Annotated in this window: 16 protein-coding genes; 15 read left to right on the top strand and 1 reads right to left on the bottom strand. The window is 35.6% G+C overall.

Annotated features, from left to right (window positions below; genetic code table 11):
* The first annotated feature begins 479 nt into the window (after window positions 1-479).
* The 9 genes from ACIQLB_RS10275 (at window position 480) to ACIQLB_RS10235 (ending at window position 9,302) form a co-directional block, all read left to right on the top strand.
* Window positions 480-1,625: a M20 peptidase aminoacylase family protein gene (locus ACIQLB_RS10275; RefSeq protein ID WP_400724733.1), complete on the top strand. Its 1,146-nt coding sequence runs from the start codon at window positions 480-482 to the stop codon at window positions 1,623-1,625.
* Window positions 1,625-2,449, top strand: coding sequence for a GNAT family N-acetyltransferase (locus ACIQLB_RS10270; protein WP_400724730.1), 825 nt, complete (start codon window positions 1,625-1,627; stop codon window positions 2,447-2,449). Before ACIQLB_RS10275 ends, ACIQLB_RS10270 begins: the two co-directional genes overlap by 1 nt.
* Window positions 2,450-2,471: 22 nt before the next feature.
* Window positions 2,472-3,578, top strand: coding sequence for an o-succinylbenzoate synthase (menC, locus tag ACIQLB_RS10265; protein ID WP_400724727.1), 1,107 nt, complete (start codon window positions 2,472-2,474; stop codon window positions 3,576-3,578).
* A gap of 361 nt (window positions 3,579-3,939) precedes the next feature.
* Window positions 3,940-4,992: a YkvI family membrane protein gene (locus tag ACIQLB_RS10260; protein WP_400724724.1), complete on the top strand. Its 1,053-nt coding sequence runs from the start codon at window positions 3,940-3,942 to the stop codon at window positions 4,990-4,992.
* 270 nt (window positions 4,993-5,262) lie between these two features.
* The gene (locus ACIQLB_RS10255; RefSeq protein ID WP_370080044.1) at window positions 5,263-6,213 is read left to right on the top strand and encodes an ABC transporter permease; all 951 of its coding nucleotides are present in this window, start codon (window positions 5,263-5,265) and stop codon (window positions 6,211-6,213) included.
* Entirely contained in the window at window positions 6,206-7,159 is a 954-nt protein-coding gene (locus tag ACIQLB_RS10250; RefSeq protein WP_400724721.1) for an iron chelate uptake ABC transporter family permease subunit, read from the top strand. Before ACIQLB_RS10255 ends, ACIQLB_RS10250 begins: the two co-directional genes overlap by 8 nt.
* Entirely contained in the window at window positions 7,156-7,917 is a 762-nt protein-coding gene (locus ACIQLB_RS10245) for an iron ABC transporter ATP-binding protein (RefSeq protein WP_400724718.1), read from the top strand. Before ACIQLB_RS10250 ends, ACIQLB_RS10245 begins: the two co-directional genes overlap by 4 nt.
* Window positions 7,918-7,975: 58 nt before the next feature.
* A complete protein-coding gene (locus ACIQLB_RS10240) occupies window positions 7,976-8,986 on the top strand; it encodes a siderophore ABC transporter substrate-binding protein (RefSeq protein ID WP_400724715.1) in 1,011 nt (336 codons plus the stop codon).
* A gap of 1 nt (window position 8,987) precedes the next feature.
* Window positions 8,988-9,302 carry an antibiotic biosynthesis monooxygenase family protein gene (locus tag ACIQLB_RS10235; RefSeq protein ID WP_400724712.1) on the top strand — a complete coding sequence of 105 codons (315 nt, stop codon included), beginning with the start codon at window positions 8,988-8,990 and terminating at the stop codon, window positions 9,300-9,302.
* A gap of 243 nt (window positions 9,303-9,545) precedes the next feature.
* On the opposite strand, the gene ACIQLB_RS10230 is transcribed toward ACIQLB_RS10235, so the two are convergent.
* Window positions 9,546-10,184, bottom strand: a complete 639-nt coding sequence (locus tag ACIQLB_RS10230) for a hypothetical protein (protein WP_400724709.1) — start codon at window positions 10,182-10,184, stop codon at window positions 9,546-9,548.
* Window positions 10,185-10,490: 306 nt separating this feature from the next.
* Between ACIQLB_RS10230 and ACIQLB_RS10225 the strand changes: the two genes are divergently transcribed.
* The 6 genes from ACIQLB_RS10225 to ACIQLB_RS10200 all read left to right on the top strand — a co-directional run bounded on the left by ACIQLB_RS10225 (window position 10,491) and on the right by ACIQLB_RS10200 (window position 16,719).
* Complete coding sequence (locus ACIQLB_RS10225) at window positions 10,491-11,393, top strand: polyprenyl synthetase family protein (RefSeq protein WP_400724706.1); 903 nt, start codon at window positions 10,491-10,493, stop codon at window positions 11,391-11,393.
* Between the two features lie 12 nt (window positions 11,394-11,405).
* Window positions 11,406-11,564: a competence pheromone ComX gene (comX, locus tag ACIQLB_RS10220; protein ID WP_400724703.1), complete on the top strand. Its 159-nt coding sequence runs from the start codon at window positions 11,406-11,408 to the stop codon at window positions 11,562-11,564.
* Between the two features lie 35 nt (window positions 11,565-11,599).
* Complete coding sequence (locus ACIQLB_RS10215; protein ID WP_400725320.1) at window positions 11,600-13,858, top strand: sensor histidine kinase; 2,259 nt, start codon at window positions 11,600-11,602, stop codon at window positions 13,856-13,858.
* The gene (locus ACIQLB_RS10210; RefSeq protein ID WP_232733125.1) at window positions 13,842-14,456 is read left to right on the top strand and encodes a response regulator; all 615 of its coding nucleotides are present in this window, start codon (window positions 13,842-13,844) and stop codon (window positions 14,454-14,456) included. Before ACIQLB_RS10215 ends, ACIQLB_RS10210 begins: the two co-directional genes overlap by 17 nt.
* Before the next feature lie 434 nt (window positions 14,457-14,890).
* Window positions 14,891-15,790 carry a hypothetical protein gene (locus ACIQLB_RS10205; RefSeq protein WP_400724700.1) on the top strand — a complete coding sequence of 300 codons (900 nt, stop codon included), beginning with the start codon at window positions 14,891-14,893 and terminating at the stop codon, window positions 15,788-15,790.
* A 311-nt stretch (window positions 15,791-16,101) separates the two neighbouring features.
* The gene (locus tag ACIQLB_RS10200; RefSeq protein ID WP_400724697.1) at window positions 16,102-16,719 is read left to right on the top strand and encodes a phosphatase PAP2 family protein; all 618 of its coding nucleotides are present in this window, start codon (window positions 16,102-16,104) and stop codon (window positions 16,717-16,719) included.
* The last annotated feature ends 322 nt before the right edge of the window (window positions 16,720-17,041 follow it).

Raw genomic sequence — 17,041 nt, 5'->3', positions numbered from 1 at the left:
TTAACAAACAGAGAAGGTTGGCAACATTCATATTGTACCTGTAGAAACAAAAGTGACGGATAGAACGTTATATAGCATCCAAATATTAATGAAGAACCACTTTTATGATGCTAAGGGACTTTAAGTATTTTTTTACTCGGCCTATCTTAGTTGGGGCTGACATTTGTTAAAACATATATTATGTAAAGAAGTTGATTGGAGTGGAGGTTGGGCGACTCCTTGGGGATTAGCAATAGAGGACCAAGGCTAAAAGCATCACGTCCTGTGAAAACGCCTTCGTGACCAACATCCTGTTGCCCCGACGCCCCCAGGAAAGCGCCCAGCCGGAACGGAAATCAACCACACGTTATGCTATGAGCCATGTATCTACGTTTTAACATATGGTTAATTTGCTAAATGCGGGACGTTTCTGTGTAGAAAAGTTTTCATTTTCATTTATAATAATCTTAATAGTATGATAATTTAAGGGGTTGGATGCTATGAAGGAAGCTTTGAGTCGTTTAAGGCCAAGATTAATGGAGATTTTCACGTATTTGCACGCGAATCCAGAAATAAGTTGGCATGAGGTAGAAACAACAAATTATATTTTTGATTTACTAACACGTGAAGGTTTTTCACCAATACGTTTTAAAAACAGTACAGGGCTTTATGTTGACGTAGGAAATGGTAACCCTAAAGTTGGTTTGCGTACGGATATGGATGCGTTATGGCAGGAAGTAGATGGTGAATTTCGTGCGAATCACTCCTGTGGTCATGACGGACACATGACGATGGCAATCGGGGCTCTATTACTTTTGAAAGAGCTTGCTCCATCATTCAATGGTACAATTCGTGTGATTTTTCAACCAGCTGAGGAAAAAGGAACAGGTGCTTTATCTGTTTTAAAAGAAGGAATTATCGATGATTTAGACTTTTTATTTGGTGTCCATGTAAGACCTGCCCATGAGCTTGAAGACGGTACTTATTGTGCCGCGTTGCATCATGGAGCCTCTCGATTGCTTGAGGGAGAAATCATTGGAGAAGATGCCCATGCTGCAAGACCGCATCTCGGCGTGAATGCCATTGAAGTAGGAGCAACTATTATCGAAGATTTAAGAACGATTCATACAGATCCAATGATTCCTGTATCAGTTAAGATGACTAAATTCCATGCAGGAGGAGAATCCGGCAATATTATTCCTGGAAGTGCATCGTTTACCATTGATATACGAGCTCAACAAAATGACGTAATGGATGCACTTGCACAGGGAGTAAAAAGGGTGATTGATTCTTCCAAGGTCTTGCATAAAGTGCAGATTGAATTACGTACAGTAGCAAATATAGTAGCTGCTGAGGTAGACCCAACTGCTCAATATCTTATGGAGCAGGCGATCGTGCAAGCAACAGGGTTGTCGAATTTAAGGAAACCAGTTCATACACCTGGAGGAGAAGATTTTCATCACTATGCTGTTCAACGCCCGCATTTAAAATCTACGATGTTAGGTTTAGGGTGTGGGCTAACACCGGGACTACATCATCCGAAGATGAAATTTAAGCAGGCTAGGCTTGTAACGGGGGTTGAAATCCTTACAAGAGCGGTATTGTTAGCATTGGAGTCGGGGAATACAAAGGAGGGGTCAGCATAATGTTAGAGAGAGTGCGTATTCAAAAAATAATGACACCTACAGAGATTGCAGAAGTTCAAATTTTGAACGAAAGTATTTGGGGGAGTCAGGCTATTCCTTCGCATCAATTGTTAGCAGCTGTACAAAATGGTGGATTAGCCCTTGGTGCGTATTTAGACGAAAAGTTGATTGGCTTTAACTACTGCTTTGTTGGCTATCGACATGGAAAAATGTATTTACACTCACACATGATTGGTGTGGAGAAAACATATCGTGAACAAGGTGTAGGTGAATTATTAAAGCATGCCCAACAGGAATATGCAAAAGAACATGGGTTTCAGCTTGTAATTTGGCTATTTGATCCGCTAGAAGCATGTATGGCTAATTTATCATTTTTGAAGCTCAATGCCTTTAGTTTCCAGTATGAAGATGATTATTATGGTCCGCTCAAGGATGATTTTAACGATGGGCTACCGTCAGATCGAATTGTTGTAGAATGGTGGATTGAAAGCGATCGAGTAGAGGATTCCTTGGATGAACTGGAAGAAGAAGCTGAAGAAATTGTACCGTGGTCTTTAACGGTAGATGGCTTACCAGTGCTCGATATTGATGGTGAATTTCAGCGTGAGCAATTATATTATAATGACGCCTATTTATTGCCCATTCCTCAATATTTAGAAAAGATGAAAGTAGAGAGTCCTAAACTTGCAGAGGACTGGCGTTTTAAAGTTCGTACTATTTTAACGACATTATTTGAACAAAATTATGCCATTGTTCGAATGAAAAAGAATAAGGAATATGTTCATAGCTATCTATTAGTCAGACGCTCCTTATTAGCTTTATAATAAGGATAAGGAGTGAAATCTTGTGAAACTAGAACAGATTATAGTTAGACATATAAAAATGCCTATGAAAGCACCGTTTACAACGAGTTTTGGCACAATAGATGAAAAAGAACTCTTACTTATAGAAGCGATAGATCAATCAGGAACTGTAGGATGGGGAGAAGCTGTTGCCTTTGTAGCGCCTTGGTATACAGAGGAGACATTAAAAACAACATGGCATATGCTTGAAGACTACTTAATCCCCATCTTGTTACATAAAGAGGTTGGGCATCCAGATGAAGTTAGTGCTTTGTTCTCCTCTATTCGTCGTAATTGCATGGCGAAGTCCTCTATTGAAGGGGCTATATGGGATATTTACGCTCAACAAACGAAACAATCACTTGCTCAAGTGTTAGGCGGAGATAAGGAGCAAATAGAGGTAGGTGTTAGCGTAGGTATTCAATCTTCTACAGAAGCATTAATTGATTTATTAAAAGGTCATGTAAATAAAGGATATAAACGAGTAAAAGTGAAAATTAAGCCTGGCCATGATGTAGATGTTATTCGTGCTATTCGAGCTGAAATGCCAGATTTGCCATTGATGGTAGATGCTAATTCGGCTTACTCATTGAGCGATATGGATGTATTGCAGCAACTTGATGCATTTAATTTATTAATGATTGAACAGCCATTAGCTGTCGATGATATTGTCGATCATGCTAAGCTACAGCGAAAGTTAAAGACGCCTATTTGCTTAGATGAAAGCATCACCTCCTATGAAGATGCTCGAAAAGCGATAGAGCTTGGTAGTTGTGGTGTTATTAATATAAAAATAGGACGTGTAGGTGGGTTAACAGAAGCAAGAAGAATTCATGATTTATGTAAGGAAAATAATATTCCCGTTTGGTGTGGCGGTATGTTAGAGGCAGGAATCGGACGAGCACATAATATTGCATTAACGTCGCTCTCTAATTTTGTGTTGCCCGGGGATACTGCAGGCTCTAGTCATTATTGGTATGAGGATATCATTACACCTGAAGTAATTGTAGAAGATGGGTATATTCGTGTGCCACAAACAATTGGGATTGGCTATACACCGAATATGAAGGTGATTGAGAAGCTAACAATCAGCAGGAAGGTCTATCAATAATAGGTTCATCACCAAATGTTGTGAATGACTTTTGGTAAAACTTCTATTATGTAAATAAGTTGATTGGAGTGGAGGCTGGGCGACTCCTTGGGGATTAGCAATAGAGGAACGAAGGCTAAAACCATCACGTCCTGTGATAACGCCTTCGTGACCGACATCGTGTTGGCCCAAGACCCTGGAGCGAGCACATAGGGGAACGAAGGTTAAAACCATCACGTCCTGTGATAACACCTTCGTGACCAACATCGTGTTGGCCCAAGCGGCTCATCGGACGCCCCCAAGAAAGCGCCCAGTCGGAACGGAAATCAACCACACGTTTTGGTGGTGATCCCAATAATAGGATAAACAGGGAGAGAACTGATTGAAAAAAAGTTTGCAAATCGGTGGTGCCTATGTAGGAATTATCGTCGGTGCGGGATTTGCATCAGGACAGGAAATCGTACTATATTTTACGAGCTATGGCTTTCATGGAATTTATGGTGCACTTATTGCTACATTTGGATTTGCTTTAGTAGGAATGTGCATTGCTCAAATTAGCTCAAGGTTGCGTACGACATCGCACAAGGATTTAATTTATCAAATTTCAGGTAATGCTGTAGGTTTTGTGATGGATTATTTACTGTCGCTGTTCTTATTCGGTGTTGCAGTAATCATGTTTGCGGGAGCAGGTGCTACGTTTCACCAAATGTTTGGACTACCAGTTTGGCTGGGGAGCATTTGTATGATTGTACTTACTATAGCGACAGTTATGATGGATGTGAAAAGTATTATAAACGTTATTGCTGTAGCTACACCCTATCTGCTAGCAATTGTCTCGATAATAGCTGTCTATTCATTAGCCACGATGGATTTAACCTTTGTCGAACAAGCTGTTATCGCACGACAAGCACAAGTAAGTTCTAAAAGCTGGTGGGTTACTGCTTTACTGTATTTGTCTTTTAATATCGGTGTGTGTTTTTCGCTTTTAACTGTTATGTGTGGATCTATTCGCAATGAAAAAGTTGCAGGGATGGGAGGCATAATTGGGGGGATTTTGCTTGGAGCTTTAATTCTACTTATTAACCTGTCTCTTCTTGCAAAAATGAATGTAATCGTTGGTGTAGAAATACCGATGCTAGCTTTAGCGAATGAAATTCATCCTCTAATCGGTCTACTGATGTCCATTTCCTTATTAGGGATGATTTATAATACAGCAGTGGGGATGTTCTATTCATTTATGGTAAGATTTTCGAAACCTAATAAGATCAGTTTTAAGGTAACTGCCATTTTTATTGGTAGTTTGGCTTTTTTAGCAAGTCTTGCTGGTTTTACGACGCTTGTAGCCAAGCTATATGCTGTGATGGGATATGTCGGTTTTATATTAATCGTTTTAATAATTTTTGCATGGCTAAAAGGCGTTCGACGAATAGCTTAATTGATAAGGTAATTGAGAAGGAATTAGCATTTTATTCTCAATTACCTTTTTGTTTGCGAAAAAAATGCAGAAAATTTAACTTCGGAAATAATACAACATGTAAATATTTCGTTGAAAATGCTCGTTTTTTAATGATTCTCAAATAAAACGAGAATAATTCTCAATGGAAGGTTGACTGAGAATGGAAACACACTTATAATGAGAATCGTGAGTAATGATAATGATTTTCAATAAGCGTTACGAGCAAAAATGAATCTACCGGGGATTACAATGAAAAAAAGATATCTTTTAACAGCAACTGTTGTGCTGTCTATAGTTTCACTATTTATCGGGGTAGTTGATATAAAACCGAGTGATCTATTAGACTTCGAATCAGAAGAAACTAGACTATTTTTTATTAGTCGTATACCGAGACTTGTAGCAATTTTGTTAGCAGGTGCAGGTATGAGTATTGCTGGTTTAATTATGCAAAGCTTAAGTAGGAATAAGTTCGTGTCACCAACGACAGCAGGTACGTTAGATGCTACAAAGTTGGGTATATTAATTTCGATGATGTTTTTCACAAATGTCTCGTACTTTCAAAAAATTTCCTTCGCTTTCATATTTGCTTTAGCCGGCACATTATTGTTTATGCAAATATTAAATCGAATAAAGTTTAAAGATGCGATCTTTATACCGCTTATTGGCTTAATGTTTGGGAATATCCTTTCATCAATTACAACGTTCTTTGCGTATAAGGCGGATATTATCCAAAACATTTCTGCATGGTTACAGGGAGATTTCTCATTAATGATGAAAGGTCGTTATGAGCTTTTATACATAAGTGTGCCCGTGCTGATTTTAGCTTACATTTATGCGAACCGCTTCACAGTGGCGGGAATGGGTGAGGATTTTGCAAAAAATCTTGGTCTTTCCTATAAATTCGTTGTGAATTTAGGTTTAGTGTTAGTAGCACTTATTTCGACGACGGTGGTGCTAACAGTTGGTGTGATACCGTTCCTTGGTTTAATCATTCCAAATATAGTTTCGCTGTTCAAAGGGGATAACCTTGCTAAGACATTGCCTCATACAGCATTACTAGGTATGTCGTTCTTATTATTCTGCGACATTATAGGGCGTGTACTGATTTTCCCTTATGAAATTCCGATTAGTATGACTGTCGGGGTCATCGGAAGTGCGATCTTCCTAATTATGTTGTTTAGGGGGAAAGCATATGCGTAACCGTACAAAAATGTTGATTTTACTAGGTCTTGCAGTAATTTCTATCTTACTGTATGTATTTTATGAACTTAATGGTAACTATCATTATGCGTTCCCACGCCGCCTTATTAAAGTGGTAGCGATGTCGTTAACAGGGATTGCGATTGCTTATTCAACTGTAGTCTTCCAAACGATTACACATAACCGTATTTTAACGCCAAGTGTAATGGGACTTGATGCATTATATATGATGGTTCAAACGTTCATCTTTTACTTTTTTGGCTCTATGTCGATATTCGTTATTAATGCAAAATACAATTTCTTACTAGCTGTTTTAGCTATGGTTGTCTTTGCGGTGATTTTTTATCGCGTATTGTTCAAAGAAGGAAAACGTCCGATTTATTTCTTGCTGCTTGTCGGTATGATTGTCGGAACATTTTTAGGAAGCGTAACGACGTTCTTCCAAGTGTTAATAGACCCGAATGAGTTTTTAAGCTTACAAAGTAAAATGTTTGCAAGCTTCAACAATGTCAATTCAGATTTAGTATGGCTTGCAGCTGTTGTCATCATCATTACCTTTATTTATGGCTGGCGTCACATGAACCAATTAGACGTAATGTCGCTTGGACGTGATACAGCAATTAACCTAGGGGTACCATATGACAAGCTTGTACAGCGAATGCTCATATTATCTTCGGTGTTAATTGCCGTTTCTACAGCTCTTGTTGGGCCTATTACGTTCTTTGGCTTAATCGTGGCAAATTTATCGTATCAATTTTTCAAGACGTACAAGCACTCTGTGATCATCGCAGGTTCTTGTGTCATGAGTATTGTAGCTTTAGTCGGTGGACAGTGGATAGTCGAACGTATTTTTAATTTCGATACAACACTAAGCGTTATTATAAACTTCGTAGGTGGTGTGTACTTCATCTACTTATTATTGAAGGAAAGTAGGTCAGCAGGATGATCCAAGTAAAAGAAATCTCTAAGTATTTTGGGAAAAAACCGGTCATTCAAGATGTCAGTGTCGACGTTGTACCAGGGAAAATTACGTCTTTTATTGGACCAAATGGTGCAGGTAAATCAACATTGCTTTCAATGGTAAGCCGTTTACTTAATGCAGACACTGGAGAAGTATTACTCGATAAATCAGATGTACGTCGTTGGAAATCGGATGATTTTGCGAAGCGAATATCCATTTTAAAACAGTCCAATTATATGAATGTACGTCTAACAATTCGTGAGCTTGTTTCATTTGGGCGTTTCCCTTATTCAAAAGGAAATTTGAAGCCTGAGGATGAGCTAAAGATAGATGAAGCAATTCAATATATGAATTTAGAGGATATGCAGCACAATTATTTGGATGAATTATCGGGTGGTCAACGTCAACGTGCATTTATCGCTATGGTTATTGCACAAGACACAGACTATATTTTGCTTGATGAGCCGCTCAACAATTTAGACATGAAGCATTCTGTGCAAATTATGAAAATTTTGCGGAAGCTCGTTGATGAGTTGGGGAAAACAGTTGTCATCGTATTACATGATATTAACTTTGCTTCCGTATACTCTGATCATATTGTCGCATTAAAAAATGGACGTGTTGTCAAAGACGGTCCAACAAATGACATCATCAACTCTGATGCGCTTAAGGAAATCTATGATATGGATATCCCTGTTCAAGAACAGGACGGCTGTCGCATTTGCGTGTATTTTAACTCTTAAAAAAATAATAGATGGAAATGTCCATCTAAAAAATAAATCTTAAAGGAGCAATTTTACAATGAAGAATTGGAAATTACTTACTGTTTTAATGGCAATGATGCTATTAGTATTAGCTGCTTGCGGCTCAAAGGATGATACTAAAAAAGAGGATACAGATTCTAAAACTGATAGTAAGTCTGCTGAAGAGCAAAAAGGAGAAGCTACTGCTTACCCACTAACAATCCCAGCTATCAAAGAGGGTGAAGATACTTTTAAAGAAGTAACTCTTGATAAAATGCCTGAAAATATTGTTGTATTCGACTATGGTTTCCTTGATACTTTAGATGCTTTAGGTGTTAAAGTTGCAGGTCTACCGCAAAAATCAGTTCCTAACTACTTAAGCAAATATACTGATAAAAATTACGTAAATGTTGGTTCTTTAAAAGAGCCTGATTTTGAAGCAATCTCTGCTATGAATCCAGACATTATTTTCATCTCTGGTCGTCAAGCATCTGCTTACGATGAATTATCTAAAATTGCACCAACTGTATTTGTAGGTGTAGACGATCAAAATTTCATGGAATCATTTAAAGAAAAAACAGAATTAGCTGGTAAGATTTTTGGTAAAGAAAAAGAAGCTGCTGATGCATTTGCTGCATACGAATCAAAAGTAGAAGAAGTTAAAGCTAAAACAGCTTCAGCTAAAGAAAAAGCTTTAATCGTTTTAGCAAATGAAGGTTCATTATCTGCATATGGTCCTGGTTCACGCTTTGGTGTCATCCATGATGTATATGGTGTAAAAGCTGCTGATGAAAAAATTGAAGTTTCTACACACGGTGCTAACGCATCATTTGAATATGTACGTGACACAAACCCAGATATTTTATTCGTAGTTGACCGTGATGCTGCTGTAAATCCAGAAGGTGAGTCTGGTACAAAAGCTGCAATTGAAAACGAAATCGTTGGTGCTACTAACGCTGCGAAAAACGGTAAAATCGTTTATTTAGATCCACAAGTTTGGTATTTATCTGGTGGCGGTTTAACTTCTGAAACTCAAAAAGTTGAAGATGTTCTAAAGGTGTTTAAATAATATGTTTGTACAAATTAAACGTATTGTCGTTACGGAAGGGAATTCGGATAAAGTTGTTGAGCGTTTTGGCGCCCAAAAAGATGGTCCATCATTGCTTGAACAACAGCCAGGATTTATCGATAAGCAAGTTCTTTTGAAAAAAGTACGACGTGGTGATGAGGAAGTGTTAATTGTGGTTCGTTGGGAATCAGAAGAGGCATGGAAAAATTGGGAGAAGAGCCCGGAGCATATTGCTGGTCATAAAGCAAATGCTGGTAAACCGAAGCCTGATCATATCATTGAAAGCGGACAAGAAGTTTATTATGTAAAAGGATAATATTTTAGAGGTGTCTCAAAGTTCATTTGAGGCACCTTTTTTATGAAAAGAACATGGAGCTTTATATTGTCCCGTAGAAATAAAAGTCCCGTAGAAATAAAATGATAGTTAGTCAATGCGGCGGATAGAAGTAAGAGTGACAGAAAGAAGCCAAAGCGAAACTGAACTGTTGAATTGGCATATAGAACATTAAGGAAGAAGGGCGAGGCACATATCTATACCTGTGCCATACCCAGTCTAGTATTAATGTTTAATGGACGCTTTATTCCATGCATTAAATGCCGTAGAAATATTAAAGGCAATACCATTGTCACTAATGGAAACCCCTGTAAAATTGGCAGTTGATTGTTTGGGTGCCCAATTTGCTTCCTTTACAGCAGTAAATTTCCCTAAAGAGGACATTTCCATTTTATGAAGATAAACAGGTAAGCCGACTGTTTCTTCAATTTTAACAGTATTTCCAATTGATGAAGCGTTAGAGCAATTGCCTCTAGCATTTATAATACTAAAGCATGGTGACTTATAGAGTATAGGTGTATGTATGTTTAATCCTGAGGTAAATGGACTTACTAAAGGTAACATAGACAGACTTTCTTCAGATACTCTAATTATTCCATATTGTTCAATAAAACTGTCCAGCTTTTGCTGAAAAGTATCCTCAAATCCAGGAATATTGCAAATAAAATTTGAAAATGTAGATTTGCTTTTATACGCTGCTAATGTTTCTTGAAAAGCCTGTTGCTCGGCATCAATAATTATTTGCTCAATAGATTGTTGTTCTTTCGAAGGTTTTTTAATGGTGATTTCTTCTTCAGACACAAAAATTGCACAGGAAAAATTAACTGTAAGTATTAAAACGTTTTCATTTACTTCATTTTTCATTTCAATCACTCCCAGTGTTTCGAGAATACAAATTTATCTTAGCCTATTTAAGCGTATCATCAGTGAGGACGCCATTTCAATGCTGAGTTTACGCCAAAAAATGGCGGTCAAAAATATAAAACCGCCACTTATTTTACTATTCCTAAATAAAGAAATGGCGTGCTTTCCACAAATACCGCCACTTTTTGGCGGTATTTTGTGGAAGTGGCATCGTGTAAAATATTTCCTTTGAGTTTCGGTGTCTAGTATTATTTCCCATTAATCTGTATACTATTTAATAACATAACTAAAGGGAGGAGAGGACTATTGAAGGGGCTTGACGAACAAATTAATGAGGCATTGGCTATTCTAATTGAGAACGAAGCATCGATAGATCAGGAACTACGGTCGATGCTAAAAAATTTTAAGGAAGAAAAAAAGGCAGTTGGCTATTCATTTGGTAAGCTATGTTATTGTCATTATGAAGCATTTACAGATTGTTTGAACGAGGACATCTATAAAGTTGCTGCAGCTATCGAACTTTTAATTTTATCTTTTGATATTATCGATGACTTGCAGGACAAGGATTCAGACTACATTTGGACTAAAACACCTGAACTATCATTAAATGTTGCTTTAGCTATGCTAGTTATGGCTTCTAGAACTATACGTGAAACTTCCTTTGAACACAAAAGTACTGCTATTCAAATACTAGAGAATTATGCATTACGAAGTATAAACGGTCAGCAACTAGATTTACTTAATACTTGTAGAGATGAGCAATCATATATACAAATGATTGAACAAAAATCGGGTTCTTTAACAACGATGGGTTGCTTAATTGGTGAAGTGCTTGCAAAAGGTGAGATATCTTCTGAGGTTGAGGAGTATGGGAGATACATAGGTATTATCCAACAAATTAAAAACGATATTCAAAGTTTAAAAACTTGGGGACCTAAAAATGATTTGCTAAATAAAAGATACTCATTGCCTATTATTTATCTTTTATCACAGAAAAATGATGTTTCAAAGTCTGTTGTAAGCTATTATAATGATGATATAGATGCATTTTTAGATAATAATGCTATGGAAAACGAGTTGACAAATGGTGGTGCGATACGTTATGCAATTACTATGAAAAATGTTTACAAGTTTAAAGCGTTAAATAATCTTGAAAATGTAGCTATAAATGAGGTAGGTAAAGACTACTTAAAAAAACTAATGAAATGAGGAGAGATATGTATGATGAATGTAATTCAATATCTAGAAAAAAACCCAAACCTAGTTGCTCTATTAAAAGCACAAAAAGCTTCATTGATCGGAATCTCGTCTTTAGAGCAAAAAGCAATTTTAGATGCGTTTAACAGTGAAATAGAGCTGGAAAGTGAAGTTTGGGTGTAAAATCGTTGAGTAGTAAGTTGTTTTGGCCCGCTATAATGCTCTATCTAGTGATCGGTATTTATCTGAATTATGTGAATTATAGTGGGCCGTTATTAGAAATTGGGGTAGAAAAAGAGAATGGCAAGTGGGGAGTAACGCAACCTTATAATAAAGACTGGACAGGATGGAAGAACATTTCATCATCTGATGTCATTTTAAGAGTAGATGATGTGCCAATGGATCATCTAAATCAGCTGAAATATAAATCTAAAATAATATCTGCAAATAAAATAACAATAATGAAGCCAAATGGAGATATAAAAGACATACATATCAAACATTTAGATATACCTCACCAATTTTACTATATATTGCTATTTCCGGCTTGTTATTATTTATTAACTCTATTTATTACTATCTATCTACATTTTAATCAAAAAAATACAAAGCTTACTAACTTACTTATTCTTTTTATGCTAACTGTTTCATTAGCTTATGTAAGCAGTGGAGTATCTACTAGAATAAATGGAATTGGGATTATAGTAAATCGTAGTTGTATGGTGTTATGTTTAGTCTTATTATTACATTTTTTAAGAGATTATTATTCATTTGTAAAAATAAATTGGCTGTTTACAAACAATATCAAATTCTTATATATATTCCCTGTAATCGCTTTTTCACTGGGCTGTATTAGTATTTTCTATCCTACTTCTTATATTATTTTTTCTGAAGTAGTATTATTCCTTTTCTTCATTCTCCTTATTACCATACTTAGTATTTTATTGCTAAGCTATTTCAAATATAAATCACCTCAGTTGAAAATATTGTTAAGTAGTATATTGATACCATTTCTGCCATTTCTTTTTTTATATTCACTCCCTAAAATTTTTTTTGATACGTATATTCTTTCAGCTGAAATGTGCTCTTTATTTTTATTGCTTATTCCTTTTAGCTTTATCTTTACACAATTAGCAGATCGGCTATTTGATATCGAATACCATATTACTAGATTACGTTATTATGTAATCTTTTCATTGTTATTTACTTTGTGGTTTATGGTTGGCTTGTATTGGATTGCGGGAAAATATTTAACAATGACTGTAATGTCAGGTGTTTCATTTTTTACCTTTACATCGTTAGTTATTCTTTTTTACATAAAAGAGAAGGTCGATTACCGAAAACGAAAAATCTTATTTTCTACAAAAGGGGATTATATACATCAATTATATACGGCGGTAGATAAGATTGGTAAAACAATAAAAATAGATGAACTTCTAGAGAGGTTTGCTCAGGAGGTTTCTTTGCATCTTGAGCTCGAACACGTATTTGTATTAACTTATGACTATGACACAAATCGATTTAAATCAACGATTGAGGGAAGTATTCCGATTAATCCAATGTTAATGGAAGATTTAAAATTGGGGGAAATTAAAAAATTTGACCAAGTCTATCTAGCATTCCTCCATCAAGATGCTCATTATAAAAGAGCCTTAGTATTGCGACATAATAATTCGATTCATTTAAAAGATGAAGAGCTTCTATGGCTTGAATTGCTCTTATTATATGTAAATAATTTTATTGAAAATACAAAGATGGTAGAAGAACTGTTAGAGGAACTAAAGCATATGAGGCAAGCAGATGATAGTCAATTACCTTGGCTAAACAAGTTATTATGGTTAAGGTTTGAAGAGGAAAAATATCAATTAGCTCAAGAATTACATGATACAAATTTGCAAGAGCAGCTCCATATTGCCAGAGAGGTTGATGTCCTAGTCAATGCGAAGGATACAACAAATATCCAGCAAAAACTTGCGAAAATTCACATACAGATGGTTACATCTATACATGATTTAAGAGCTTATTGTGAAAATTTGAAGCCCCCATTATTAGATACACTAGGGTTAAATGCTGCATTAGAAAAACTCATTCGCAAAGTAATAGAAAGATCTAGTTTTGTGTTAATTTATACGATAGATCGTCTTTATTTAGAGGATGAGCGTATGAATTTAATGATTTATCGATTATTTCAAGAATTACTCAACAATGCTTTAAAACACTCCAATGCAATAACAGTTGAAATTCATTTGCAGGAAATGGACAATGGTTTTGAAATCATCTATAAGGATGATGGTGTAGGCTGTAATATTGATGATATTATTATCGCAGATTCGATGGGAATTCAAGGTATGCAAGAGCGTGTAAAAGCCTTTAATGGGCAGTTTTACATCGATACACAGGTTAATGAAGGAATGTTTATTAGAATTACAGTAAAAGAAGGAAGTGATACACTTGATTACGATGCTCATAGTGGATGATCACCCTATTGTGTTAGAGGGAACAAAAAATTTATTTCAAGAAAATGAAGATATTATAGTTGATACAGAAAGTGATGCAACTCATGTCATACAGAGAATTAAAAACAAACCATATGATATCTACTTAATTGATATAAATATGCCGTTAGAAAATGGCATTAATTTAGGACGAAACATTAAAGCTATCCAGTCAAATGCTTCAATTATCCTTTATACTGGTGATGATATTACTGATTATTATCCACTTATTTTAGAACGGAAAATAGAAGGTATTTTAGCTAAAACAGCATCTAAGGAACAAATTTTACGAACTGTTCGAGCCATTGCAAATGGTGAAATTGTTTTACCTCAAAATTTCTTGGATTTTCTCGATAATAAATTTAAATTGCAAGATGCAAAACTCGATATTCACTTAAATGAAAAAGAAAAGAAAATTTTAAGACTAATTGCAGAAGGACATACGAATAAAGCAATTGCTATTGAGTTAAATATTCCTCAGCGAACAACTGAAAGATATTTAACGCAGCTGTTTTCTTTATTGAATGTAGATTCACGGACAGAGGCTGTAAATCTTGCAGAAAGAATGAATTTACTATAGATTGTCTGTATGCTATACTAACTTTTGTTGGTATATTTTTCAATAAAAAGGGAGAGTTTAGGTGGTTTTATAATACTATATTTTAACTTAGTTAATTATACCTAAATTCCTATTCTAAATACCTATATTTTTCGTGTAACACCGCCAAACTTTGGCGGTTTTTTTTATATGTCCGCCAAATCACGCCAAAAATCGGGGCGAAGACCGCCAAAAAATTGGCGTAAACCCAACGTTGAAATGTCGGTGTAAGTACTGGTACGCTTAAGATAATCGTGGTTAAGTAGATTTGCTATAGTAAGTATTACTATATAAGATTTCGTTTAAAATAAGAGCCTGACTATCTATGAATAAAGTAGAGATTGTAGATTTATTTAAAGTTACTAGCTAGTCACCATACTTCACCATAAAACTTTATATAAAGGTAGGCGTGTATTTTGAAAGTAGAACTTGAAAATTTATTTTCTATAGATGAATCTAGTCAAGATCAAGTCATTAAAGTTTATAATCGCTATGGTATTTTTATCGGTACACCTGAAATAAGAAAAAGAAAATTAAAGGCATCATTCAATCCTATTTTTACATTAAATGAAGATGTCACATATGAACATGTAACAGCACTATATAAATCATTGGAACACGAATTAGGGATTGTTTCAATCGGTGAACGTTTTTACTTTGACTTTTCAGATTACGAATATGAGCAAGCACCAATGTTCACATTAAACTCAACAGGTAACTCACCTGATATGTTTATAGATGATAAAGGAACTTTATTTTCTATAAGCACCCATTGCCAGCATTGCGGACTAATGGAAAAAGAGCAGCTTTCTCCATTAGTGATAGATACAACAGAAATGAAAGACCGTCATCTAGTACATGTGAGCGGATATTGGGTTGCTTCACAGAAATTAGTGACTTTAATGAAGCAAGAAGATATTAAAGGCTATGAACTTTTAGAGGTTATTCATCAAGGACCGGAAGAAGGGAAGCAAAAAGCTTTTCAAATTTTTCCGACACAAGTATTACCAGAATGCAGCACTGAAAGAGTTAAATTGTATTTTGCGACAGAACAACCGCCATGTCGTTGCGGATTAAGTGGAGTAATCAATGGTCCGGATATTTATAAGCGTAAAGATTTAACCAATATAAAAAATGATGTATTCTTCTCAGCAGAATGGAGCCATGACGGAAGATATTTATATCGAAAAACTTTGTTCAGTAGAAAGTTTAGAGAATTAATTATTAAAAACAATATATCTCGTGAGGTAAGAGGAGAGAAGGATAAAAACTTCGGGCCAAAGGATTGGTTATTCGATCCAGTACTATTAAAATAATTCAGACTGAAGATGAGGAAGTGTATATTTTGTTTAGGAAAATAATACCTATCGTTGCAATTTTATTTATCGTTGCATTAGCTCTTTCAAATTATTTTAATAAAGCAGAAGTAAAAACATTTGTCATTCCCCAGGAAAGGGGGGGCACATTGGGTTAGTTCACCAATCGGGCATTTACGGGCAATTAATCTTGTGCTTAATTTTACGTTCGGAGTTTTACACGGGTTAAAAAGCAAATTCACCTCTAACTGACTTAAATATGATATGATGTGAAAAATATAACAGCATATAGTTTTGAGGTGAGGTATTATATGAAAAAATGGGCTTATCCTTTAGCGGTATTAACGCTCATTATCTTTTTTGTGTTACGAGTTACTTTTCAAAGTAAATTAATCAATACTTTTGATACAAAAATGGCTGATTTATTTTTCGGTAATCGTTTTATAGAATTTTTTCACTATATAGGTGAACCGGCATTTGTAGTGTCTGTAGCTATAGTCTTAATAGTGTATTTAGCATGGAAGGTAAAAAATAACCGAGGTATACTATTTGTTTTGTTAACAATTGCAGGTGGGAATGTACTTAACCAATTATTGAAAAAATGGGTACACCGACCAAGACCTGAGATTGAAGATCAATTAACTTCCTTTAGCTTTCCATCTGGACATGCTATGACCGGCATCTTGTATTTATTTACAATAGCCTATATTTTTTCGGAGAACAATAGCAAGGGACGTAAGACATTGCTTTGGCTTGGGGCAATTGTTCTAACTGTACTTATTGGTTTGTCTCGAGTTGCGGGAGCCCGTCATTTTGCTTCAGATGTATTGGCCGGATGGAGTATGGGTTATACGTGGTTTATCATTTGTGTAATTTGGTATGAACGTCGAAAGAGACTTTTTAAGGCGAAAAATAAAGTGAAACTTTAATCAGTGGGGGTTTTCTTCATCCCCCACTGATTATTAGTCTTCACCAATCGGGCATTTACGGGCAGTTAATCTCCCACCTAACTGCTTTGCTTTTGTTGAATTTTAAGGTGAGAGTTTTGTACCTGACGCTTCGCTTTCGGTACAGATAAATTACTGCCCGTTAATGCGGGATAAATCATGAATTTGGAAAGGGAGCCATCTAATTGAAGGTGACTCCCTTTTTTATGGGTTCTATAATATTTCTTGGGGTATTCATACAATTTCGCGCATAAAAAAAGCACAGATTCACTGATTTATATATACTTGAATTGTCGAGAAACAA

The organism is Lysinibacillus sp. NPDC092081 (assembly GCF_044755845.1).
Classification (GTDB): Bacteria; Bacillota; Bacilli; order Bacillales_A; family Planococcaceae; genus Lysinibacillus.
The sequence above is the reverse complement of the archived record's forward strand: the minus strand, read 5'-3'. Positions and strand labels throughout refer to the sequence as shown.

Bases quoted from the DNA above. Each gene is read 5' to 3' on its own strand.
- ACIQLB_RS10275 (WP_400724733.1), top strand. From the start codon at position 480: ATGAAGGAAGCTTTGAGTCGTTTAAGGCCAAGATTAATGGAGATTTTC.
- ACIQLB_RS10270 (WP_400724730.1), top strand. From the start codon at position 1,625: ATGTTAGAGAGAGTGCGTATTCAAAAAATAATGACACCTACAGAGATT.
- ACIQLB_RS10255 (WP_370080044.1), top strand. From the start codon at position 5,263: ATGAAAAAAAGATATCTTTTAACAGCAACTGTTGTGCTGTCTATAGTT.
- ACIQLB_RS10250 (WP_400724721.1), top strand. From the start codon at position 6,206: ATGCGTAACCGTACAAAAATGTTGATTTTACTAGGTCTTGCAGTAATT.
- ACIQLB_RS10245 (WP_400724718.1), top strand. From the start codon at position 7,156: ATGATCCAAGTAAAAGAAATCTCTAAGTATTTTGGGAAAAAACCGGTC.
- ACIQLB_RS10240 (WP_400724715.1), top strand. From the start codon at position 7,976: ATGAAGAATTGGAAATTACTTACTGTTTTAATGGCAATGATGCTATTA.
- ACIQLB_RS10235 (WP_400724712.1), top strand. From the start codon at position 8,988: ATGTTTGTACAAATTAAACGTATTGTCGTTACGGAAGGGAATTCGGAT.
- ACIQLB_RS10230 (WP_400724709.1), bottom strand. From the start codon at position 10,184: ATGAAAAATGAAGTAAATGAAAACGTTTTAATACTTACAGTTAATTTT.
- comX (WP_400724703.1), top strand. From the start codon at position 11,406: ATGATGAATGTAATTCAATATCTAGAAAAAAACCCAAACCTAGTTGCT.
- ACIQLB_RS10215 (WP_400725320.1), top strand. From the start codon at position 11,600: ATGCTCTATCTAGTGATCGGTATTTATCTGAATTATGTGAATTATAGT.
- ACIQLB_RS10210 (WP_232733125.1), top strand. From the start codon at position 13,842: ATGCTCATAGTGGATGATCACCCTATTGTGTTAGAGGGAACAAAAAAT.
- ACIQLB_RS10200 (WP_400724697.1), top strand. From the start codon at position 16,102: ATGAAAAAATGGGCTTATCCTTTAGCGGTATTAACGCTCATTATCTTT.